Annotated in this window: 20 protein-coding genes; 13 read left to right on the plus strand and 7 right to left on the minus strand. The window is 69.1% G+C overall.

Going from position 1 to position 22,477, the window contains the following annotated elements; genetic code table 11:
* Positions 1 to 2: 2 nt before the first annotated feature.
* Both NFT33_RS04415 and NFT33_RS19305 read right to left on the minus strand, forming a co-directional pair.
* Positions 3 to 2,873, minus strand: coding sequence for a monovalent cation/H+ antiporter subunit A (locus tag NFT33_RS04415; protein ID WP_251673457.1), 2,871 nt, complete (start codon positions 2,871 to 2,873; stop codon positions 3 to 5).
* 109 nt (positions 2,874 to 2,982) lie between these two features.
* Positions 2,983 to 3,246: a DUF1993 family protein gene (locus NFT33_RS19305; protein ID WP_376744123.1), complete on the minus strand. Its 264-nt coding sequence runs from the start codon at positions 3,244 to 3,246 to the stop codon at positions 2,983 to 2,985.
* Here NFT33_RS19305 and argG point away from each other — a divergent pair.
* Positions 3,245 to 4,588, plus strand: coding sequence for an argininosuccinate synthase (argG, locus tag NFT33_RS04425; protein WP_149503407.1), 1,344 nt, complete (start codon positions 3,245 to 3,247; stop codon positions 4,586 to 4,588). The two genes, NFT33_RS19305 and argG, sit on opposite strands and share 2 nt — an antisense overlap.
* A gap of 33 nt (positions 4,589 to 4,621) precedes the next feature.
* Here the strand turns inward: argG and NFT33_RS04430 are convergent, their stop codons facing one another.
* The 4 genes from NFT33_RS04430 to NFT33_RS04445 form a co-directional block, all read right to left on the minus strand.
* Positions 4,622 to 6,274, minus strand: a complete 1,653-nt coding sequence (locus NFT33_RS04430) for a GGDEF domain-containing protein (RefSeq protein WP_251673459.1) — start codon at positions 6,272 to 6,274, stop codon at positions 4,622 to 4,624.
* Between the two features lie 380 nt (positions 6,275 to 6,654).
* Positions 6,655 to 8,391, minus strand: coding sequence for a PhoH family protein (locus NFT33_RS04435; RefSeq protein ID WP_251673461.1), 1,737 nt, complete (start codon positions 8,389 to 8,391; stop codon positions 6,655 to 6,657).
* Between the two features lie 160 nt (positions 8,392 to 8,551).
* On the minus strand, positions 8,552 to 9,028 hold the full coding sequence (locus NFT33_RS04440; protein ID WP_149503410.1) for a peroxiredoxin: 477 nt from the start codon (positions 9,026 to 9,028) through the stop codon (positions 8,552 to 8,554).
* 104 nt (positions 9,029 to 9,132) lie between these two features.
* Complete coding sequence (locus NFT33_RS04445; RefSeq protein ID WP_149503411.1) at positions 9,133 to 9,516, minus strand: Mth938-like domain-containing protein; 384 nt, start codon at positions 9,514 to 9,516, stop codon at positions 9,133 to 9,135.
* Positions 9,517 to 9,644: 128 nt separating this feature from the next.
* On the opposite strand from NFT33_RS04445, the gene NFT33_RS04450 reads away from it, so the two are divergent.
* The 12 genes from NFT33_RS04450 to dut all read left to right on the plus strand — a co-directional run bounded on the left by NFT33_RS04450 (position 9,645) and on the right by dut (position 21,921).
* Positions 9,645 to 10,874 carry a pyridoxal phosphate-dependent aminotransferase gene (locus NFT33_RS04450; protein ID WP_220787276.1) on the plus strand — a complete coding sequence of 410 codons (1,230 nt, stop codon included), beginning with the start codon at positions 9,645 to 9,647 and terminating at the stop codon, positions 10,872 to 10,874.
* 118 nt (positions 10,875 to 10,992) lie between these two features.
* Positions 10,993 to 12,309: a homoserine dehydrogenase gene (locus NFT33_RS04455; protein WP_149503413.1), complete on the plus strand. Its 1,317-nt coding sequence runs from the start codon at positions 10,993 to 10,995 to the stop codon at positions 12,307 to 12,309.
* 17 nt (positions 12,310 to 12,326) lie between these two features.
* Positions 12,327 to 13,694, plus strand: coding sequence for a hypothetical protein (locus NFT33_RS04460; RefSeq protein WP_251673463.1), 1,368 nt, complete (start codon positions 12,327 to 12,329; stop codon positions 13,692 to 13,694).
* 8 nt (positions 13,695 to 13,702) lie between these two features.
* A complete protein-coding gene (locus NFT33_RS04465) occupies positions 13,703 to 15,853 on the plus strand; it encodes a tetratricopeptide repeat protein (RefSeq protein WP_251673465.1) in 2,151 nt (716 codons plus the stop codon).
* A 16-nt stretch (positions 15,854 to 15,869) separates the two neighbouring features.
* Positions 15,870 to 17,288, plus strand: coding sequence for a threonine synthase (gene thrC / locus NFT33_RS04470; protein ID WP_251673467.1), 1,419 nt, complete (start codon positions 15,870 to 15,872; stop codon positions 17,286 to 17,288).
* A gap of 20 nt (positions 17,289 to 17,308) precedes the next feature.
* A complete protein-coding gene (gene mobB, locus NFT33_RS04475) occupies positions 17,309 to 17,875 on the plus strand; it encodes a molybdopterin-guanine dinucleotide biosynthesis protein B (RefSeq protein ID WP_149503417.1) in 567 nt (188 codons plus the stop codon).
* Positions 17,835 to 19,133, plus strand: coding sequence for a molybdopterin molybdotransferase MoeA (locus NFT33_RS04480; protein WP_251673469.1), 1,299 nt, complete (start codon positions 17,835 to 17,837; stop codon positions 19,131 to 19,133). Before mobB ends, NFT33_RS04480 begins: the two co-directional genes overlap by 41 nt.
* 31 nt (positions 19,134 to 19,164) lie before the next feature.
* The gene (locus NFT33_RS04485; protein WP_149503419.1) at positions 19,165 to 19,425 is read left to right on the plus strand and encodes a MoaD/ThiS family protein; all 261 of its coding nucleotides are present in this window, start codon (positions 19,165 to 19,167) and stop codon (positions 19,423 to 19,425) included.
* 4 nt (positions 19,426 to 19,429) lie between these two features.
* Entirely contained in the window at positions 19,430 to 19,954 is a 525-nt protein-coding gene (locus NFT33_RS04490) for a molybdenum cofactor biosynthesis protein MoaE (protein WP_220787282.1), read from the plus strand.
* Positions 19,951 to 20,355, plus strand: coding sequence for a fluoride efflux transporter CrcB (crcB, locus tag NFT33_RS04495; protein WP_309296108.1), 405 nt, complete (start codon positions 19,951 to 19,953; stop codon positions 20,353 to 20,355). The genes NFT33_RS04490 and crcB overlap by 4 nt, the downstream gene beginning before the upstream one ends.
* A 64-nt stretch (positions 20,356 to 20,419) precedes the next feature.
* Positions 20,420 to 21,400 carry an NADPH:quinone oxidoreductase family protein gene (locus tag NFT33_RS04500; protein WP_251673471.1) on the plus strand — a complete coding sequence of 327 codons (981 nt, stop codon included), beginning with the start codon at positions 20,420 to 20,422 and terminating at the stop codon, positions 21,398 to 21,400.
* 20 nt (positions 21,401 to 21,420) lie between these two features.
* Entirely contained in the window at positions 21,421 to 21,921 is a 501-nt protein-coding gene (gene dut / locus NFT33_RS04505; protein WP_149503422.1) for a dUTP diphosphatase, read from the plus strand.
* A gap of 8 nt (positions 21,922 to 21,929) precedes the next feature.
* Here the strand turns inward: dut and NFT33_RS04510 are convergent, their stop codons facing one another.
* A complete protein-coding gene (locus NFT33_RS04510) occupies positions 21,930 to 22,454 on the minus strand; it encodes an FKBP-type peptidyl-prolyl cis-trans isomerase (protein ID WP_149503423.1) in 525 nt (174 codons plus the stop codon).
* Positions 22,455 to 22,477 lie beyond the last annotated feature (23 nt).

Below are 22,477 nucleotides of genomic sequence, written 5' to 3' on the forward strand. Positions count from 1 at the left end.
GCTCACCATGCTGCATCTCCTGCCTGTGCCTTGCCAGGCGCCTTGCCGTGTGTCTTGCCAGGATCCGATCGCCCTTCGCCAGAGGCCGATCCCAGCACGCTGAGTGTCAGCAGGGTGGCGCCCACCACCGTCAGGTACACCCCCAGATCGAACACCGCGGCCGACGCCAACGGCAACTCGCCCAGCACCCCCACCGCGGGATGGCCGTGGGCGCTGGTCAGGAACGGGCGTCCGAACACGAAGGCCGCCACACCCGTCAGACCCGCAATGCCCAGGCCGGCGCCGATCCACTGCACGAAGCGGCGTCCGGCCTGCGCGCGCATCAGCATCTCGGCACGCGACTGCCCCAGGGCCATGAACTGCAGCACCAGCGCCACCGCGGTGATCAGGCCGGCGATGAAGCCGCCGCCGGGCATGTTGTGCCCGCGCATGAAGATGTAGACCGAGAACACCAGCGCCAGGGGCAGGACCACCGAGGCGGCCACTCGCAACAGCAAGGGCTGGGCCGCGAAGGTCCACGGCCGACCTGCGCCATCGGTGCCGGCACGGCGGGTGCGGAAGCCGTCCATCAGGGCCAGAACCCCGAGGGCCGCGATGCCCAGCACGGTGATTTCGCCCCAAGTGTCGTAACCGCGGAAGTCCACCAGAATGACGTTCACCACATTGGTGCCGCCGCCCTTGGGCAGCGACTGCTCCAGGAAATACCACGAAATGCTGTCGTGGCCCCGGGTCATGAACACCCAGGCCAGCCAGGCCACGCCCGCCCCGGCGGCCACGGCCAGCGCGGCGTCGCGGGCCTTGCGGCCGGTGCTCGATTCGCGGGGCGTGGTCTGCGGCAACAGCGCCAGGCCCATCAGCAGCAGCACGGTGGACACCACCTCCACCGACAACTGCGTCAGCGCCAGATCGGGGGCCGAGAGCGACACGAAGGCCAGTGCCACCACCAGGCCCACCATGCCCACCAGCACCACGGTGCGGAAACGGTCATGGTGGCCCAGCACCAGCGCAGCGCAGGTGACCAGCAGCAGCGCCCAGACCACCACCGCCAAGGTGTTGGCCGGCATCAGGGCGCGCTCGCCGGTGCCAACGCCGCCGCCCAGCAAGGGGGCCGCCGCCACGACGATGGCACCGCCCACCATCAGGGCCAGGTAGCGCTGCAGCGAGCCGTTTTCCAGCGCGCCCGTCACGCGCCCCGCCAGCGAGAACACGCCGCCGAGGGTCGACTCGAAGAGCTGGCGGCCCGTGCCCCGTCCGAACCAGGCTTCGGAGCTGATGCGGTGCAGGCGCCTGTCACGCGCCAGGCTGCGGTACAGCAGGATGCCGCCCACCAGGGCGATCACGCTCATGAGCAGCGGCAGGTTGAAGCCGTGCCACAGCGCCAGGTGGTAGTCGGGCAGCGGCTGGCTGGTCAGCGCCGTGGCCGCCACATGGACCAGCGGGCCGAAGGTGGCCGCCGGAAACAGGCCCACCGCCACGCACAGCACCACCAGACCGATGGTGGGCAGCTTCATGCCCAGCGGGGGCTCGTGGGGATGCGGGTTCTCGACCGCGCCCAGCGGACCGTTGAAGTAGGTGTCATGCACCATGCGCAGCGAATACGCCACGCTGAACACGCCGGCCAGGGTCACCAGCGCCGGCACCGCCCAGGCCCAGACGCCCTGGGTGCCGGTCACGGCTTCGGTGAAGAACATCTCCTTCGACAGGAACCCGTTGGTCAGCGGCACACCGGCCATCGATGCCGCGGCCACCATGGTCAGCGTGGCGGTGAACGGCATGAAGGACCACAGGCCGCCGAGCTGGCGCATGTCGCGCGAGTGGGTCTCGTGGTCGACGATGCCGGCGATCATGAACAGCGAGGCCTTGAACGTGGCGTGGTTGAGCACATGGAACACCGCCGCCACGGCGGCCAGCGGCGAACCCAGGCCCACCAGGAAGGTGATCAGGCCCAGGTGGCTGACGGTGGAGTACGCCAGCAGGCCCTTGAGGTCGTGCTTGAAGATGGCGATGAACGCGGCGAACAGCACCGTGACCAGGCCCGCGCCACTGACCAGCGCCTCGAACCAGCCCGAACCCGCCAGGATCGGGTACAGGCGCATCAGCAGGAACACGCCGGCCTTGACCATGGTCGCCGAATGCAGATAGGCCGACACCGGCGTGGGGGCCGCCATGGCGTCCGGCAGCCAGAAGTGAAACGGGAACTGCGCGCTCTTGGTGAAGGCGCCCAGCAGGATCAGCAGCAAGGCGGGCAGGAACAGCGGGTCGGCCTGGATCTGTGCGGCGCGCGTGGCCAGCACGCTGATCTCGTGGCTGCCGCCGATCTGGCCCAGCAGCACGAAGCCCCCGAGCATGGCGAGCCCGCCGCCGCCGGTCACTGCCAGCGCCTGACGGGCACCCGCCCGCGCGTCGGGTCGGTGGCCCCAGTAGCCCACCAGCAGGAAGGACGAGATGCTGGTCAGCTCCCAGAACACCACCAGCACCAGGAGGTTGTCCGACAGCACCACGCCCAGCATGGCGGCCATGAACAGCATCATGAGGCTGTAGAACTTGGGGGCCGAGTCTTCCGGCGCCAGGTAATACGCCGCGTACAGCACGATGCACAGGCCGATGCACAGGATCAGGCCCGCGAACAGCAGCGACAGGCCGTCCAGCCGGAACGTGATGTCGAGCCCCAGGGACGGCACCCAGGCCCATTGCTCCATGACCGGCACACCGCTGAACACCGTCGGCGCCTGCGACAGCAACACGGCCAGACTCGCCGCCGTGATCGTGCCTGCGATGGACGCCGTCCATGCGCGGCGCCGGGCACCGCTCACCGCCGTGAGCACACTTCCCAGCACCAAGGGCAACAGAACAACCAGCAGCAGCACGTGCATCCCCCCAAAATTGCCCGGATTCTATGGTTGACCGGTGTGCACGACCGCACAGTTCCTGTGCGCCGTGCGGGGGCATCCGTGCATGCCGTGTGGTGCGGTTCCGTCGGTTTCAGGCAAAAGCCTGCGCGCCCAGGAGGTAATCGACCTTGCACAGGTCCACGCCGTTGTGGCGCAGCAGTGCGCAGGCGGTGGTGACGTGGAAGAACACGTTCGGCAGCGCCCAGTGCTCTAGCCGAGCTGCACCGGACGCCGGGCCATGGGGGCATGCGCGCCGCGTGCGACGGCGCTTTCGATCCGGGCCCCAAGTTTGCGACAATCGTGGATTCATCCCGTTCTTCGTCGTCGCGGCCGTCGCGACCGTCAACAGCGCCATGTCTGCCACCATCCTGCAAAACCTCCCCGCCGGCCAGAAGGTCGGCATCGCCTTCTCGGGCGGTCTCGACACCTCGGCCGCCGTGCACTGGATGCGCGCCAAGGGCGCTGTCCCTTGCGCCTACACCGCCAACCTCGGCCAGCCCGACGAGAGCGACTACGAGGACATCCCGCGCAAGGCCCTGGCCTACGGCGCCGAGATCGCCCGCCTGATCGACTGCCGTGCCGCGCTGGTGGCCGAGGGCATCGCCGCGATCCAGTCCGGTGCCTTCCACATCACCACCGGCGGCGCCACCTACTTCAACACCACCCCGCTGGGCCGCGCGGTGACCGGCACGATGCTGGTGGCCGCGATGAAGCAGGACGGCGTCAACCTCTGGGGCGACGGCTCGACCTACAAGGGCAACGACATCGAGCGCTTCTACCGCTACGGCCTGCTGGTCAACCCGGCGCTGAAGATCTACAAGCCCTGGCTGGACCAGACCTTCATCGACGAGCTGGGCGGCCGCAAGGAGATGAGCGAATACCTCATCAAGAACGGCTTCGACTACAAGATGTCGGTCGAGAAGGCGTATTCCACCGACTCGAACATGCTGGGCGCGACCCATGAGGCCAAGGACCTGGAGTTCCTGAACGCCGGCATGCACATCGTCAAGCCCATCATGGGCGTGGCCTTCTGGCGCGACGACGTCGAGGTCAAGCGGGAGACGGTGACGGTGCGCTTCGAGGAAGGCGTGCCGGTGGCGCTCAACGGCCAGACCTTCCCCGACCTGGTCGCGCTGTTCGAGGAAGCCAACCGCATCGGCGGCCGCCACGGCCTGGGCATGTGCGACCAGATCGAGAACCGCATCATCGAGGCCAAGAGCCGCGGCATCTACGAAGCCCCGGGCATGGCGCTGCTGCACATCTGCTACGAGCGCCTGGCCACCGGCATCCACAACGAGGACACGCTGGCGCAGTACCGCGCCAACGGCCGCGTGCTGGGCAAGCTGCTCTACCACGGCCGCTGGTTCGACAGCCAGGCCATGATGCTGCGCGAGACCGCGCAGCGCTGGGTCGCCAGCGCGATCACCGGCGAGGTGACGCTGGAGCTGCGCCGCGGCAACGACTACACCATCATGAACACCGACAGCCCGAACCTGACCTACGCGCCGGAGCGCCTGTCGATGGAGAAGGTGGAGGACGCCGCGTTCACGCCGCTGGACCGCATCGGCCAGCTGACCATGCGCAACCTCGACATCAGCGACACCCGCGCCAAGCTGGGCCTGTACGGCAAGGCCGGCCTGCTGGGCGGCTCGGCCGGCGGCGCGCTGCCGCTGCTGACCGGCGGCGAGGACGCCTGAGTCCGAGGCGAGCGCGGGCCGCCTGGCCCGCGCTCAAACCGATGATGGCAAGGGCGGCCGATCGCGCCGCGCCTTGTCGGCGTACATCAGCAGGTCGCTGCGCTGCATCAGCGTGGCCAGACTGTCCTCGGCGCGTGCGCCGGCCAGCCCCAGGCTGGCGCTGACCGCCAGGCCGGGTGCGATCGCGCCCCAGTCATGGCGGCAGATCTCACCGCGCAGGCGCTCGACCACCTGCCGGGCGAGGTTCTCGTCGGTGTCGGGCAGGATCAGCACGAACTCGTCGCCGGCCAGCCGGGCAGCCAGATCGTGCTGGCGCAGCACATGGCGCAGCAGCCGCGCCATCGCGCGCAGCACCTCGTCGCCGATCACATGTGAATGCTGGTCGTTGATCTGCTTGAAGCGGTCGATGTCGATCATCACCAGGCACCAGGGGGCGGCCTGCTCGCGCTCGTCACGCAGGCGCTGCAGCAGCGTGGCGGCCACGCGCTCGACCTGGCGGCGGTTGGCCAGCCCGGTCAGCGGATCTTCCAGCGAGAGCCGCTCGAACTGGCGCGAGCTGGTTCGCAGCTCGGCGAGTGCGCGCGACTGCTGGCGCCAGGCCATGCGCAGCGTGGCGGTGCGTTCGCGCGAGGCCATGTTCTCGCGGTCCTGCAGCAGCTGATCGGCGCGCAGCCGGCGAAAGGCCGCCAGCGCCTCGTCATGCCGCCCCTGCTGCTCGAGCAGGGTGATGTGCAGGTGGTGCGCGGTCTGCACCAGACGCTGATCGGCGCGCGGCAGGGTCACGTCGAGCAGCTCGGCGATGCACGCCTGCGCCTGCGCGAGCTGGCCGCGCTCGAGCGCCCGGCGCGCGAAGATCCAGGCCGCCAGTCCGCGCAGGCTCTCCGGCCGGATCAGGTCAGTCGGCGTGCGGGTGGCGTCCTGCAGCGGTGCCAGTCCGGCGGGCAGCGTGTCGTTGGAAGCCAGGAAAGAGCCGATTCCGGTCTCGATCAGCGGCAGCAGCGCGGCCAGCTGGGCTCCGCCCGGCTGGGGCGTCAGCGCCGGGGCCTCGGTGCCGCTGGCCAGGATCTGGCGCAGCGCCTGCAGCATGTCGAACGCGATCGGGTCGATGCGCGCCGGCTGGCCCGACTGGCGGCACTGCTCCAGCCGGTAGAGCTCGCCCAGCAGCAGCTGCAGGCGCGGCTGGGCGGTGGCGGCTTCACCGCCGCAGTGCTGCTGTGCCAGCGCGATGCTGCGCAGCAGGGCCCGGCGGGCATAGTCGCTGTCGCGGGCATGGGTGGCCAGGCCGAGATGGTGGTAGGCGACCGCGGTGTGCGCGCCGTCCGGCTGGCTCTCGGCCAGCCGGACCGCCAGCGTCGCGTTCTCGATCGCTTCCTCGAAGCGGCCCAGCCGGGCCAGCAGCAGCGCCGCCAGCGCCAGGGCATCCGATTCCTGCCGCGCATCGCCGACCAGATGGAAGAGATGCCCGGCCTGCCGGGCCTGGGCCAGGGCCAGCTCGGGCGAGGGCGGCTCGCGGTGAAGTTCGGCGCGAGCCAGGATCAGGAAGGCGTCCGCCTGCCGGGGCAGCATGCCGCCCAGCTTGGCGCTGGCCAGCATCTCGTGAGCCAGGGCCGCCGCCTGATCGCAATGGCCGGCGATCAGCGCAAGATGCGCCGAAGCCGCCGACGGGTCATCATGACCGGATGGCATGTGTGGTGATGTGCTCGAAACGGCATCATCCGTCCTCGGCCGCTCTTGCGAGCCCCCCCTCAGCCGGATCACGCCTTGTTGCTGTTATGGACTATGGCGATGGTTGATCACTTCGAATGGTAAACATTTTCGTACCTGATCACGCCACCCACGGCCTGTTTCTTTCATCCTGACACCGGCTGCACGCCCTCGGCAGTGATCGATCTCACGCAGCAGAGGGTGCTGCGTGCGGGTGTCTTGGTCGCGCTGCGTGTGCGCAGACCCGTGAATGCGTCATGGACATGTCATGTGACACGCCTGTGCCGACCATGAAAAAGGGAGGTGCATCGCACCTCCCTTGCGGGGTGATGGCAGGCTCGTCGGCCGAGCCTGCAGACCGGTCAGAGCACCTCGGAGGCGAAGTCCGCCAGCCGCGAGCGCTCGCCGCGTGCCAGCGTGATGTGGCCCGCGTGCGGCCAGCCCTTGAAGCGGTCGACCGCGAAGGTCAGGCCGGACGAGCCCTCGGTGAGGTAGGGCGTGTCGATCTGCGCCAGATTGCCCAGGCAGATGATCTTGGTGCCGGGGCCGGCGCGGGTGATCAGCGTCTTCATCTGCTTCGGCGTCAGGTTCTGCGCCTCGTCGATGATGACGATCTTGTTCAGGAAGGTGCGCCCGCGCATGAAGTTCAGGCTCTTGATCTTGATCTTGCTGCGCACGAGATCGTTGGTCGCCGCGCGGCCCCATTCGCCGGCGCTGGTGTCGCCGCGCGCCAGGACTTCCAGGTTGTCGTCGAGCGCGCCCATCCACGGGCTCATCTTCTCCTCCTCGTTGCCGGGCAGGAAGCCGATGTCCTCGCCGACCGGCACGGTCACGCGGGTGACGATGATCTCGGTGTAGCGGCGCTCGTCCAGCACCTGGCTGAGCGCGGCGGCCAGCGTCATCAGCGTCTTGCCGGTGCCGGCGGTGCCGGTCAGCGTGATGAAGTCGCAGTCGGGGTCGGTCAGCAGGTTCAGCGCGAAGTTCTGCTCGCGGTTGCGCGCGGTCACGCCCCAGACGGAATTCTTCGCGTGGGTGAAGTCCTTGAGCGTGCGGATGACGGCGGTCTTGCCGGTGATCTCGGTGACGCGCGCGTAGAGCGGCGCGTTGCCCGGGCTCTCCAGATAGACGAACTGGTTGATCATCAGCGAGGGCACCAGCGGCCCGCTGATCCGGTAGAAGGTCGAGCCGGCCTGCTGCCAGCTCTCCATCGTCTTGCCGTGGCGCTCCCAGAAGTCGCCCGGCAGCTGCAGCACGCCGGTGTAGAGCAGGTCGGCGTCTTCGAGCGTCTTGTCGTTGAGGTAGTCCTCGGCAGCCAGGCCCAGCGCGCGGGCCTTGATGCGCATGTTGATGTCCTTGGACACCAGCACGACCTCGCGCTCGGGCTGCTGCGTGCGCAACGCCTGCACCACGCCGAGGATCTGGTTGTCGGCCTTGCCCTGAGGCAGGCCGTCGGGCAGCTTGAAGTCGACGAAGGTGGTCTGGAAGAACAGCTTGCCGCCGGCCTCGCGGTGGCCGGTGCGCGCCAGCGCGATGCCGGCGCCTGGGTCGAACTCCTTGGCATCGCCCTGGCTGGCCGCCAGCGCGTCGAGCTCGCGGCTGACCTGGCGCACGTTGCGCGAGACCTCGCTCATGCCCTTCTTGTGGCCGTCGAGCTCCTCGAGCGTGATCATCGGCAGGTAGACGTCATGCTCCTCGAAGCGGAACAGCGACATCGGGTCGTGCATCAGCACGTTGGTGTCGAGCACGAAGAGCTTGGCCGGGCCGCCGGTGCTGGCGCGGTTGCGGCGCGGCCGGGTCGCTGCAGCCGGCGCAGGTGCGGGCGCCACGGCGACCGCGGCCTTCGTGCGGGGCGTGCGTGCCGGCCTGGCCGGCGCAGCCGCAGGCGCCTTGGCCTCGACCGGCGCCGCAAGGACGACCGCGGGGGTGATCGGCGGCGCGGCCACCGGCTGCTGCGGCGGCTGGAGTTCGAGTGCGCTGCTGTCCTCGACGGCGGCCGGCTTGGGCAGCGAGCGTCGTGACGGTTTCGGCGCCGACTGGGCGTCGAAGGCGGAAGGGTCGAGGACGGAGCCGCGCTTGGCAGGGGGTTTGGGCAGAGGCATGAGCGAAAGCGTCAACGTGAAAAGAAAAAGCCGCACAGCAAGCTGGGCGGCTTCTCGATCGGGGAATGCGGTTCAGGGCTTACGCGCATGAACCCATTATGCACAGGACGCTGCAGGCGCCAAGGCCCGCTGTCACGGTACCAATCCGACTCAATCCGGCTCAAGCCGGCTTCTTCAGCTCCTGAACAGCCTTCAGGACGTCCTCGACATGACCGGCGACCTTGATGCCGCGCCATTCGGTGCGCAGCAGGCCTTCGGGGTCGATCAGGAAGGTGGAGCGCTCGATGCCCTTGACCTTCTTGCCGTACATGATCTTGTTCTTCACGACGCCGAACATGTGGCAGAGCTTCTCTTCGGTGTCGGCGATCAGCTCGAAGGGCAGCTCGAGGTTCTGCTTGAACTTGTCGTGCGAGGCCATGTTGTCGCGCGACACGCCAAAGACCACCGCGCCCGCGTTGGCGAAGTCCTTGTGGTGGTCGCGGAACTGCATCGCTTCGGTGGTGCAGCCGGGCGTGCTGTCCTTCGGGTAGAAATACAGCACCACCGTCTTGCCGAGGAAAGCCTGGGGGGTGAACTTCACGCCACCGGTTGCATTCGCTTCAAATTCCGGCAGAGGTTTGTTGAGAGCGGGCGTCATGCAAGTTCTGTAGTCTTGTGGATCCCTGATGGGGATAAGCCCATCATTATACTGCCAGTTCAAGGCTCGTTCTGACGTGCCCGGCTTCGTCCGGGCGGGGGATTTCAGCCGATGATCAGCGCCGCCACGGCACGCCGGCCCTCGCTGACCAGCACGTTGTAGGTGCGGCAGGCGGCGGCGGTGTCCATGCACTCGATGCCGATGCGCGCCTCGATCAGGCCGCGGGTGATCGACGGATGAACGAAGCGCAGCGTGCGGCCGCTGCCGAAGATCACCAGCTCCGGCTTCAGGGCCAGCAGCGCGTCGAAGTCCTCGCGCTGCAGCTCCTCGACGCGGCTGCGCGGCCAGGCGACCACCTCGCCGCGCCAGGGCACGATGACGCTGCTGCGCCACTGCACCAGCGCGCTCTGGTTGTTGATCGAGACGGCGTCGGTGGCGGTGCTGAAGATGGCGTTGACGCCATCGAGTCGGTCGGGCTGGAGTTTCACGGCAGGGCGGTGGGGCGGGATGCGCTAAATTCTAGCCTTTGGCCGACAATGGCCGCCCCGACTGTCCCCCTGCGTCCCGTACCGTTTCTCCGGCGCTTTCCTTCTCTCCATCGCGAACAGGATCCCTCGTGCTCAAGACCGTCGCCAAGTCCGGCAAGCTCGCCAACGTGTGCTACGACATCCGTGGCCCGGTGCTGGAAAAGGCCCGCCAGATGGAGGAGGAGGGCCACAAGATCATCAAGCTCAACATCGGCAACCTGGCGGTGTTCGGGCTGGAGCCGCCCGACGAGATCGTGCAGGACATGATCCGCAACCTGCCGCACGCGGCCGGCTACACCGACTCCAAGGGCCTGTTCGCGCCGCGCAAGTCGGTCGTGCACTACACCCAGGAGAAGGGCATCCGCGGCGTGACCGTCGACGACGTCTACCTGGGCAACGGCGCCTCCGAGCTGATCTCGATGGCGATGAACGCGCTGCTCGACGACGGCGACGAGGTGCTGATCCCCTCGCCGGACTACCCGCTCTACACCGCGGTGGTGGCGCTGTCGGGCGGCCGCCCGGTGCACTATCTCTGCGACGAGTCGTCGGAGTGGATGCCCGACCTCGACGACATCCGCGCCAAGATCACCCCGCGCACCAAGGCGCTGGTGATCATCAACCCGAACAATCCGACCGGCGCGCTCTATCCGGAGCCGGTGCTGCAGGGGCTGATCGAGATCGCCCGCCAGCACCAGCTGATCGTCTTCGCCGACGAGATCTACGACAAGACGCTGTTCGACGGCCACAGCCACACCAGCATCGCCTCGCTGGCCGACGACGTGCTGATCCTGACCTTCAACGGCCTGTCGAAGAACTACCGCTCCTGCGGCTACCGCGCCGGCTGGATGGTGGTCTCGGGCGACAAGCGCCATGCGCGCGACTACATCGAGGGCCTGAACATGCTGGCCTCGATGCGGCTGTGCGCCAACACGCCGGGCCAGCTGGCGATCCAGACCGCTTTGGGCGGCTACCAGAGCATCAAGGACCTGGTCGCGCCGGGCGGTCGGCTGTGCCGCCAGCGCGATCTGGCGCACCGGCTGCTGACCGAGATCCCGGGCGTGTCCTGCGTCAAGCCCAAGGCGGCGCTCTACATGTTCCCGCGTCTGGACCCGAAGATGTATCCGATCCAGGACGACCAGCAGTTCGCCTACGAGCTGCTGGCCGAGGAGAAGGTGCTGATCGTGCAGGGCACCGGCTTCAACTGGCCGACGCCGGACCATTTCCGCCTCGTCTTCCTGCCGAACTCCGACGACCTGACCGACGCGATCGGGCGCATCGCGCGCTTCCTCGAAGGCTATCGTCGACGGCATGGCGCCTGAGCCTTTCCGCTCAGCCGCCTTCCTGCTTCTCCATCGATTCTCTCTCGCCTGCACCGTCGGAACTCCGGTGCAGTTTCTCACCCAAGAGACGGCGCAGTCACAAGCGCCACCCGTTCGCATGAAACCCATCCAAGTCGGCCTGCTGGGCATCGGTACTGTCGGTAGCGGCACCTTCAACGTGCTCACTCGCAACCAGGAAGAGATCCGCCGCCGTGCGGGCCGCGGCATCGAGATCACGATGGTGGCGGACCTGAACGTCGAGCGCGCCCGCGAGATCGTCGGCGACCGCGCCCGCGTCGTGGCCGATGCGCGCGAGATCATCGCCAATCCCGAGATCGACATCGTCATCGAGCTGATCGGCGGCTACGGCATCGCCCGCGCGCTGGTGCTCGAAGCCATCAACGCCGGCAAGCATGTCGTCACCGCCAACAAGGCGCTGCTGGCGGTGCACGGCACCGAGATCTTCGCCGCGGCCAGCGCCAAGGGCGTGATGGTGGCCTTCGAGGCCGCGGTGGCCGGGGGCATCCCGATCATCAAGGCGCTGCGCGAGGGCCTGACCGCCAACCAGGTGCAGTGGGTGGCCGGCATCATCAACGGCACGACCAACTTCATCCTGTCGGAGATGCGCGACAAGGGCCTGGACTTCGACGTGGTGCTGAAGGAAGCGCAGCGCCTGGGCTACGCCGAGGCCGACCCGACCTTCGACATCGAGGGCGTCGACGCCGCGCACAAGGCCACGCTGATGAGCGCGCTGGCCTTCGGCATCCCGGTGCAGTTCGACAAGGCGCATGTCGAGGGCATCACCAAGCTGGCCGCGGCCGACATCCGCTATGCCGAGCAGCTCGGCTACCGCATCAAGCTGCTGGGCATCGCCAAGCGCCGCGACGACGTCGGCGGCATCGAGCTGCGCGTGCACCCGACGCTGGTGCCGGCCAAGCGCCTGATCGCCAATGTCGAGGGCGCGATGAACGCGGTGATGGTGCAGGGCGACGCGGTGGGCACGACGCTCTACTACGGCAAGGGCGCCGGCTCCGAGCCGACCGCCTCGGCGGTGATCGCCGACCTGGTCGACATCACCCGCCTGCACACCGCCGACCCGGACCACCGCGTGCCGCATCTGGCCTTCCAGGCCGACGAGCTGCGCGACACGCCGGTGCTGTCGATCGATCAGGTGCGCACCGCCTTCTACCTGCGCCTGCGCGTGGCCGACCAGAAGGGCGTGCTGTCGTCGATCACCTCGATCCTGGCTGCCTCCGACATCTCGATCGATGCGGTGCTGCAGCGCGAGTCCAACGAGGGCGAGCACCAGACCGACGTCATCATCCTGACGCACGAGACCCAGGAAGGCGCGATGCGCGCCGCGCTGGCGCAGATGCAGGCGCTGCCGACGGTGCTGGCGCCGATCGTGAGTCTGCGCAAGGAAGAGCTGGCCTGAGCCAGCGGAGGCGTTCGATGGCCCAGCTCTCCGATGTCAAGACTCTCTACCGCGCGCTGGATTTCGAGCGGGAGCTGAATCTGGACGACCCTGCAGATGCCGCGCTCTATGTCGCCAATCTGCATTGCGACGGCGGGATCTCGCCGGTGGACGAGCTGCGGGCCAACATCGAGCTGTCGGATCGCCCTGGCACCTGGCTGTTCACCGGTCACCGCGGGGTCGGCAAATCGACGGAGCTGCGCCGCATGGCGCATGACCTGCGCCAGACCGGCGACTACTACGTGGTCGTCGCCGACATGGAGAAGCGGCTCAACCTGGGCGAGGCGGTCAAGCTCGAATCGCTGCTGGTGTCGCTGGCCGCCGCCCTGGCGGATCAGGCCGATCGGGATCTGGGCAGCACGGCCGGGCAGCACACCTATGCCCGCCGCCTGTGGGACTGGCTGACGCGCACCGAGATCAACCTGACCGGCCTGGGTGGCAAGCTGTCGGCCAGGGCCAGTGAGCAACTCGGCGGCGAGGTGAGCTTCACGGCGCAGCTGCGCGACAACCCGAGCTTCCGGGCGGAGGTGCAGCGGGCGCTGGAGTCGTCGCGAGGGGCTTGGTTCGAGGAGGTCAAGCGCTTCATCGCCTCGGTGGTCGACGACATCAAGCGCCTGCGTGGCGTGCAGATGGAGGTGGTGCTGATCCTCGACTCGCTGGAACGCCTGCGCGTGTCCGGGCCGAATGCCAAGGAGTGCTACGAGGCCATCATCCAGGTCTTCGATGTGAGCGGCCAGTACCTCAAGCTGGAGCATGTCCACACCGTCTACAGCGTGCCGCCCTTCCTGCCGTTCCTGGTGCCGCGCATCGGCGGTTATTTCGGGGTGGATGTGTGCAAGCTGCCCCATGTGAAGGTGTTCACGACACCGGATCTGACCAAGGGCGCCCAGCCCGTCACGCCGCATGCACCGGGCATTGCCGGGATGGTGCAGAGCGTGCAGCTGCGTTTCCCTCGGATCGAGGAGATCATTCCGCTGCCGATGCTGGAGCGGCTGGCGCTGGCGTCCAGCGGCAGCGTGCGCGACTATTTCCGGCTCATCAAGTCCGTCTGTGCCAAGGCGACGGTGATCCGGCCGGCCTTGCCCCTGCCGGATGACAGCCTGCCCGCCACTGCCGAGCGCACGCTGCGCGACGAGATGCCGCTGGCCGAGGACGACCTGAAGCACCTGGCGCAGGTGCGCGTGCGCCACGGGGTCGCGCTCGACAGCATGGACAACCTGCACAAGGTGGCACGGCTGTTCGATGGCGGGCTGATCCTGTCGTACCGCAACGGCATCGGCGACTGGTGCGAGGTGCAGTACCTGCTGCACGACCAGGTGGCGCCCTATCTGCCCCAGCCTGCCTGAGCGCGGCGGTGGATGCCGACCAGGTCTGGCAGGAGATGCGGCTCCACATCGAGTGGGCCGAGGGTTTCTGTCTGTGTGTCGTCTTCACCGACCAGACACGCGAATTGCTGCGACTGCAGCAGCGACTCGCCGATGCCTGGCAGTGGCGCACGGCCGCCATCACCGTCATCCGCCCGCCTGACGCCGAATCGGCGGTCGAGCATGTCTTTTCGGCGCTGGAGCAGCACCGTGCCCGCCTGCCGGACGTTCAGGTGCCCGTATGGCTGGACCTCTGCACCGCGCCAGACGCTGAAAATGCCCTGGCCCCTTGGGAACGGGCCCGTCACCACAGCGTGGCGCGCCTCAACGAAGCCCGCTCCTGGCTGATGCACGACCTGGTGCGGCCGCTGGTGCTGTGCCTGCCCTTGCATTGGTCGAGCCGGCTGGCCACCGAGGCGCCGGATCTGTGGCACGTCCGCGCCTATTCGGCCCGCATGCAATCCGTGGTGCCGGTCGACCCCGTGCCGGCGCAGCCCGTATCGTCGGCGCCCGCCGACGGTGAGGCGATCCATTGGGCACAGTGGTCTGCCCACGTCGCGACGATGGCCGAGGAGGTGCTTCGATTCCGTCGATTGCGCGAGGCGCTGGGAGACAGCCCGCAGCTGCTGAGGGATCTGTCGATCTCGCTGGAAAGGCTGGGGGATGCGCAGTTTGAGGTGGGGCAAGGCGGACAGGCGCTGGAGGCGTACCGGGAGAGCCTGGGCCTGAGGCAGCAGTTGCGAGAGGTGCTGGGAGACAGCCCTCAGGTGCTGAGGGATCTGTCAGTCTCGCTCAACAAACTGGGAGATGCGCAGCGCGAGGCGGGGCAAGATGCACAGGCGCTGGAAGCGTACCGGGAGAGCCTGGGGCTGAGGCGGCAGTTGCGCGAGGCGCTGGGAGACAGCCCGCAGGTGCTGAGGGATCTGTCGTTCTCGCTCATCAGACTGGGAGATGTGCAGCGCGAGGCGGGGCAAGGTGCACAGGCGCTGGAAGCGTACCGGGAGAGCTTGGAGCTGAAGCGGCAGTTGCGCGAGGCGCTGGGAGACAGCCCGCAGATGCTGAGGGATCTGTCGGTATCGCTCAACAAGCTTGGTGATGCGCAGCTTGAGGCGGGGCAAGGTGCACAGGCGCTGGAGGCGTACCGGGAGAGCCTGGGGCTGAGGCGGCAGTTGCGCGAGGCGCTGGGAGACAGCCCGCAGGTGCTGAGGGATCTATCGATTTCGCTGGACAGGCTGGGAGATGCGCAGCGCGAGGCGGGGCAAGGTACACAGGCGCTGGAGGCGTACCGGGAGAGCCTGGGGCTGAGTCGGCAGTTGCGCGAGGCGCTGGGAGACAGTCCGCAGGTGCTGAGGGATCTGTCGATCTCGCTGGACAGGCTGGGCGATGCGCAGCGCGAGGCGGGGCAAGGTGCACAGGCGCTGGAGGCGTACCGGGAGAGCCTGGGGCTGAGGCGGCAGTTGCGCGAGGCGCTGGGAGACAGCCCGCAGGTGCTGCGGGATCTGTCGATCTCGCTGGACAGTCTGGGAGATGCGCAGCTTGAGGCGGGGCAAGGCGGACAGGCGCTGGAGGCGTACCGGGAGAGCCTGGGGCTGAGGCGGCAGTTGCGAGAGGCGCTGGGAGACAGCCCGCAGGTGCTGAGGGATCTGTCGATCTCGCTGGACAGGCTGGGCGATGCGCAGCTTGAGGCGGGGCAAGGTGCACAGGCGCTGGAGGCGTACCGGGAGAGCCTGGGGTTGAGGCGGCAGTTGCGCGAGGCGCTGGGAGACAGCCCGCAGGTGCTGAGGGATCTATCGATCTCGCTGGACAGGCTGGGCGATGCGCAGCGCGAGGCGGTGCAAGGTGCGCAGGCGCTGGAGGCGTACCGGGAGAGCCTGGGGCTGAGGCGGCAGTTGCGCGAGGCGCTGGGAGACAGCCCGCAGGTGCTGGATGACCTGGCCGTCTCGCTGGAGCGTCTGGCTGGGGTCGAACCCGATCGGCAGCAGCGCGTTGTCTGGCAGGACGAAGCATTGGCGTGGCGGCAGCGGCTGGTCGATGGGTGTCCGGACCCCCTGGCCCAGTCGCGGTACCGCCAGCGGCTGGAGCTGGCGAGGCGACTTTTCGAATCCGACCGGCCGCTGGGCGACAATCCGGGGTCGGTTTGAAGAATCCAGCGTACCCATGAAATACATCAGCACCCGAGGCGACCAGACCCCCCGCCGTTTCTGCGAGATCCTGCTGGAGGGCCTGGCGCCCGATGGCGGCCTGTACCTGCCGGTCAGCTACCCCGTGATCGACGCGGCGAAACTGGCGCGCTGGCGCGGCCTGTCGTATGCCGAACTGGCCTTCGAGATCCTGTCGCTCTACATCGACGACATCCCGCCGCTGGACCTGAAGGCGCTGGTCGACAGGACCTACACGGCCGAGGTCTTCGGCACCGCCGCCATCACGCCGCTCACCGCGCTGGAGCCGGGCCTGTGCCTGGAGGGCCTGTCCAACGGCCCGACGCTCGCCTTCAAGGACATGGCGATGCAGCTGCTGGGCAACCTGTTCGAGTACGAGCTGGGCCGCCGCGGCGAGCAGCTCAACATCCTGGGCGCCACCTCGGGCGACACCGGCAGCGCGGCCGAGTACGCGATGCGTGGCAAGAAGGGCGTGCGCGTCTTCATGCTGAGCCCGCACGGCCGCATGAGCCCCTTCCAGCAGGCGCAGATGTTCAGCCTGCAGGACGAGAACATCCACAACCTGGCGGTCGAGGGCGTGTTCGACGACGCGCAGGACATCGTCAAGGCGGTCTCCAACGACCTCGAGTTCAAGCGCGCCTACCGCATCGGCACCGTCAACTCGATCAACTGGGCGCGCCTGCTGGCCCAGGTCGTCTACTACTTCGCCGGCTACTTCCAGGCCACGAAGAGCAATGACGAGCAGGTCAGCTTCACCGTGCCGTCGGGCAACTTCGGCAATGTCTGCGCCGGCCATGTCGCGCGGCAGATGGGCCTGCCGGTCAAGCACCTGGTCGTCGCCACCAACGAGAACAACGTGCTGGAGGAGTTCTTCCGCACCGGCACCTACCGCGTGCGCGCCAGCAGCGAGACCTACGAGACCTCGAGCCCGTCGATGGACATCTCGAAGGCCTCGAACTTCGAGCGCTTCATCTGCGATCTGGTCGGCCGCGACGGCGCGCGCACCAAGGCGCTGTTCCATGACGCGATCGCCGGCGAGGGCGCCTTCACGCTGACCGCCGAGGAATTCGCCCGCGTGGCCGGCTACGGCTTCCAGGCCGGCCGCTCGACCCATGCCGACCGCCTGGCGACGATCCGCGCCACCTTCGAAGGCCAGGGCGTGCTGATCGACACCCACACCGCCGACGGCGTGAAGGTCGCGCGCGAGCTGCGCGAGGACGGCGTGCCGATGATCGTGCTGGAGACCGCGCTGCCGGCCAAGTTCGAAGGCACGATCGCCGAGGCGCTGGGCTCGGAGGTCAAGGCGCCGCGTCCGGCCGCGCTGGCCGATCTGGAATCGCGCCCGAAGCGCTTCCAGGTGGTGCCGGCCGACACGCAGGTCGTCAAGCAGTACATTCGCGACCACGTGCCGCTCTGAGCGGCAAGGCCCGGCCCGCGATGCAGGTCATCGGACTGTGCGGGAGTTCGAACTCCGGCAAGACCACGCTGGCCGAGAAGCTCATCCGTGCGCTGAAGGCGCGCGGCTGCCGCGTCTCGGTCGTCAAGCATGCGCACAAGCGCTTCGACATCGACCGTCCCGGCAAGGACAGCTTCCGCCACCGCGAGGCCGGCGCCTTCGAGGTGCTGGTCGCCAATGGCCACCGGCTGGCGCTGATGCGCGAGTTCGAGACCGAGGCCGAGCTCTCGGTGCACCAGATGCTGGCCGAGCTGAGCGACCTCTCGGCGCTCGGCCTGGAGCACTGGGTGCTGGTCGAGGGCTTCAAGCACGCCGACCTGCCCAAGATCGAGGTCTGGCGCGCCGCGCATGGCGCGCGGCCGCTGTATCCGGACGACCCGTTCGTCGTCGCGCTGGCGGTGCCTGCCGCCGACGCGCTGCCCCATGCCTGCGGCCTGCCGCGCTTCGACCTCGACGAGGCCGAGGCCGGGGCGCTGGCCGATTTCCTTCGCAGCGATCCTTCCCGCTATGAGTACCACGCCCCCGTCCCCGACTTCGGTTCCCGCTGAGGCGCCGCGCCGCGCCGCGCTGCGCAGCCTCGACGAGGCGCTCTCGGCCCTGCTGGCGGACCTGGCGCCGGTCTGCGCCGCTGAGCCCGAGGTCCTGCCGACCGCCGAGGCGCTCGGCCGCGTGCTGGCCGCCGATGTCGTCTCGCTGCTGGACGTGCCGCCCGCCGACAACACCTCGATGGACGGCTACGCGATGCGCGCGGCCGACGTGCCGGCCGAGGGCACGGTGCTGCCGGTGTCGCAGCGCATCCCGGCCGGTCATGTGGGCGAGGCGCTGCAGCCGGGCACGCTGGCGCGCATCTTCACCGGCGCGCAGGTGCCGGCCGGCGCCGATGCGGTGGTGATGCAGGAGGTCTGCGAGGCACTGCCCGACGGCTCGGTGCGCGTGAACCAGGTGCCGACGCCGGGCCAGTGGGTGCGCCGCCGTGCCGAGGATGTCGCGCGCGGCGCGGTGGTGCTGGCCGCCGGCACCCGGCTGACGCCGGCGGCGCTGGGCCTGGCCGCCTCGGTGGGCGCCGCCACGCTGGCGGTCGCGCGCCGGCCCCGCGTGGCCGTCTTCTCGACCGGCGACGAGCTGGTGATGCCGGGCGAGGTCGCCCCTGAGGCGATGCGCCCGGGCGCGATCTACAACTCCAACCGCTACACGCTGCGCGGCCTGCTGCAGGCGCTGGGCTGCGAGGTCGACGACCTCGGCATCGTGCCCGACCGCCGCGAGGCCACCCGCGCGGCGCTGCGCGAGGCGGCGGCCGGCCATGACCTGATCGTCACCTCCGGCGGCGTCTCCGCCGGCGAGGAGGATCACCTCAAGCCCGCGGTCGAGGCCGAGGGCCGCCTGTCGCTGTGGCAGGTGGCGATGAAGCCGGGCAAGCCGCTGGCCTTCGGCGCGGTGCGCCGCCCCGAAGGCGCCGGCGAGGCCGCCTTCATCGGCCTGCCGGGCAATCCGGTGTCGGTCTTCGTGACCTTCCTGCTGACGGTGCGCCCGCTGCTGCTGGCGCTGCAGGGCGTGCCCGCGGCCCAGGCCACGCGCCTGCCGGCGCTGCCGCTGCCCGCCGGCTTCGACTGGCCCCGGCCCGACCGCCGGCGCGAGTTCGTGCGTGCCCGCGTGGGCGACGACGGCCGCGTGCTGCTGTTCCCGAACCAGAGCTCGGGCGTGCTGACCTCGGCGGTCTGGGCCGAGGGCCTGGTCGACATCGCCGCCGGCCAGGCGATCACGGCGGGCGAGACGGTGCGCTTCATCCCGCTGGCCGCGCTGAACTGAGCCGGACCGACCGATCCCGGAGACAAGAACGATGACGATCCAGATCCGCTATTTCGCCTCGCTGCGCGAGGCCCTGGGCGCCGGCGAGACGCTGGCACTCGAGCCGGGCGCGCCGGCGCTGACGGTCGGTGCGCTGCGCGAGCAGCTGATCGCGCGTGGCGGCGCGCATGCCGAGGTGCTGGCGCGCGGCCGCGCCCTGCGCGCCGCGCTGAACCAGACCATGTGCGCCGAGACCGCCGAGATCGCCGACGGCGCCGAGGTGGCCTTCTTCCCGCCGGTCACCGGAGGCTGAGGCGATGAGCTCGACGACGCCCGCGCGCCCGCGCGTCTCCATCCAGACCGAGGACTTCGACCTCTCCGCCGAGGTCGCCGCGCTGCGGGCCGGCGACGGCGCGGTCGGCGCGGTCACCACCTTCATCGGCACGGTGCGCGACCGCCACGCCGGCCAGCCCGACCCGGACAGCGCCTCGATCAGCGCGATGGAGCTCGAGCACTATCCCGGCATGACCGAGCGCGCCATCGAGGCGATGATCGACGAGGCGCTGCGCCGCTTCGACATCCGCGCCGCGCGGGTGGTGCACCGCGTCGGCCCGCTGGCCATCGGCGACCAGATCGTGCTGGTGGCGGTCAGCTCGATGCACCGCGGCGAGTCCTTCCAGGCCTGCGAGTTCCTGATGGACTGGCTCAAGTCCGAGGCGCCGTTCTGGAAGAAGGAGACGACGCCCGAGGGCGCGCGCTGGGTCGACGCGCGGGTCAGCGACGAGCGGGCGCTGGCGCGCTGGGGCATCGCCAGCACGAACGCATCGGTGCCCGCGCCGTGAGCCTGGCCGCGGTCGCGCTCCAGGCCGGCGCGGTCGCGCTCGGTGCTGCGCTGGGCGCGATCCTGCGCTGGCAGGCCTCGCTGCGGCTCGGCTTCGTCGTCGCCGGCTTTCCGCTGGGCACGCTCCTGGTCAATGTGGTCGGTGGCTTCCTGATCGGCCTGGCCCTGGTCTGGTTTCGTCTTCATCCAGAAGCTACTAACAGCCGGCTGTTGATCGTCACCGGCTTCCTGGGCGGCCTGACCACCTTCTCGTCCTTCTCGGGCGAGTCCCTGCTGCTGTTGCAGGCGGGGCAGGTGCCGCTGGCGCTGGCGCACAGCGCGGCGCACCTGCTGGGCGCGCTGGCGGCGGTGGCGCTGGGCTGGTGGCTGGGGCAGGCGGTGCTGGGCGGACCTGTCGCCTAGGAGTCAAGCCGGCCGATGGTCGACCCGCAGACTTCAGGCCTTGTCTACCCCCGGAGCCTTGCCCATGCGCGCCCTGATCTGCGATGCCTACGGTCCGATCGATCAACTGCAGGTGCGTGACGTGCCTGTGCCCGAGCCGGGCCCCGGCGAGGTGCGCATCCGGGTCGAGGCGGCGGCGGTGAACTTTCCCGATGCGCTGATCGTGCAGGGCCTGTATCAGGTCAAGCCGGCGCTGCCGTTCTCGCCGGGGGCGGAGCTGGCCGGCGTGGTGGAGGCGGTGGGCGAGGGCGTGCGCCATGTTCAGCCCGGTCAGCGGGTCATCGGCTTCTGCGGCCACGGGGCCTTCGCCGAGCAGGCGGTGGTGTCGGCCCTGCAGCTCATGCCCCTGCCCGACGGCATGGACATGGACACCGGCGCCGCACTGGTGCTGACCTACGGCACCTCGCTGCATGCGCTCAAGGACGTGGGCCGGCTGCAGGCGGGCGAGACGCTGCTGGTGCTGGGGGCTGCGGGTGGCGTGGGGCTGGCCGCCATCGAGATCGCCAGGCAGATCGGCGCCAAGGTCATCGCCGCTGCATCGAGCCAGGACAAGCTCGACCTGTGCCGCACCGTCGGCGCGGACGAATGCATCAACTACTTCACCGAGAACCTTCGCCAGCGCCTGGACGCGCTGACGGACGGGCAGGGCGTGCAGATGGTGTACGACCCGGTCGGCGGCGACTGCACGGAGCATGCCCTGCGCGCGACGGCGTGGCGCGGGCGCTATCTGGTCGTCGGCTTCGCTGCGGGCACGATCCCGAAGGTGCCGCTCAACCTGGCGCTGCTCAAGGAGCGGGCGATCCTGGGCGTGTTCTGGGGCGAGGCGGTGCGGCGCGATCCGGCCGCCCATCTGGCGAACATGCAGCAGCTGGCCACCTGGTTTGCCGAGGGGCGCATCCGGCCGGTGATCAGCGAGCGGGTCGGGCTGGAAGGTGCCCGCGATGCGATCGCGCGCATGGCCGCGCGCCAGGTGCTCGGCAAGGTGGTGGTCCGGCCGCAGCAATGAGCCCGGCGATAATCCGCCGGATGAATGCTTCCTCCGCCCACACCTTCGCCCCCGAGATCGAGGTCCGCATCCTCGACGAGCGTCTGCACGCCTGGGGCCTGCCGCGCTACCAGACCGATCTGGCCGCCGGCATCGACCTGATCGCCTGTCTGGATGCGCCGCTGCGCATCGAGCCGCAGGCCGCCGCTCAGCTGGTGCCGACCGGCCTGGCGATGCACATGGACTCCGATGCCTTCTTCGCGATGATCGTGGCGCGCTCGGGCCTGGGCCACAAGAAGGGCCTGGTGCTGGGCAACGGCACCGGCATCATCGACGCCGACTACATGGCCCAGATCTATGTGAGCGTCTGGAACCGCAATCCGGCCGGCGAGGCCATCGTGATCGAGCCGGGCGACCGCATCGCGCAGCTGCTGTTCGTGCCGGTGGTGCGCCCGCGCCTGAAGGTGGTGGCCGAGTTCAGCGGCGACAGCGCCCGCGGCCAGGGCGGCTTCGGCTCGACCGGCGTGGCCGCCAAGGGCTGAGCACGACCTCAGTGCAGCGTGGCGCCGGGCGGGGCCAGATCGGTCAGGCTGACCGCGCTCTCGCCGCCGACGCCGCCGTTCTCGATCTCCTCGGCGCTGGCCTCGCGCACCGCGTGCACCTTGATCTGCAGCACCAGCGCGATGCCGGCCAGCGGATGGTTGCCGTCGAGCACCACATGGGTGTCGTAGACCTCGGTGACCGAATAGATCACGTCGGCGGGCAGGTCCGGCGTGGTGCTGCCGGGCGGCGGTCCCTCGAAGCGCATGCCGACCTCGACATGCTCCGGGAAGATCGCGCGTTCCTCGAAGAACACCAGCTGCGCGTCATAGTCGCCGAAGGCGTGTTCGGGCTCGAGATGCAGCGTCATCTCGTGGCCTTCGCCCTGGCCGGCCAGGGCTTCCTCGACCTTCGGGAAAAGGTCGTCGCCGCCGACGAGGAATTCGAGCGGTTCGGCCAGGTCGTCGATGAGCTGGCCATGGGCATCTTCGAGTCGCCAGCTCAGGCTGACGACGCAGGGGGCTTGGATCTGCATGGGCGCAATCATCGCATGCCGAT

This window comes from Sphaerotilus sp. FB-3 (genome assembly GCF_023706025.1).
GTDB lineage: Bacteria > Pseudomonadota > Gammaproteobacteria > Burkholderiales > Burkholderiaceae_C > Sphaerotilus > Sphaerotilus sulfidivorans.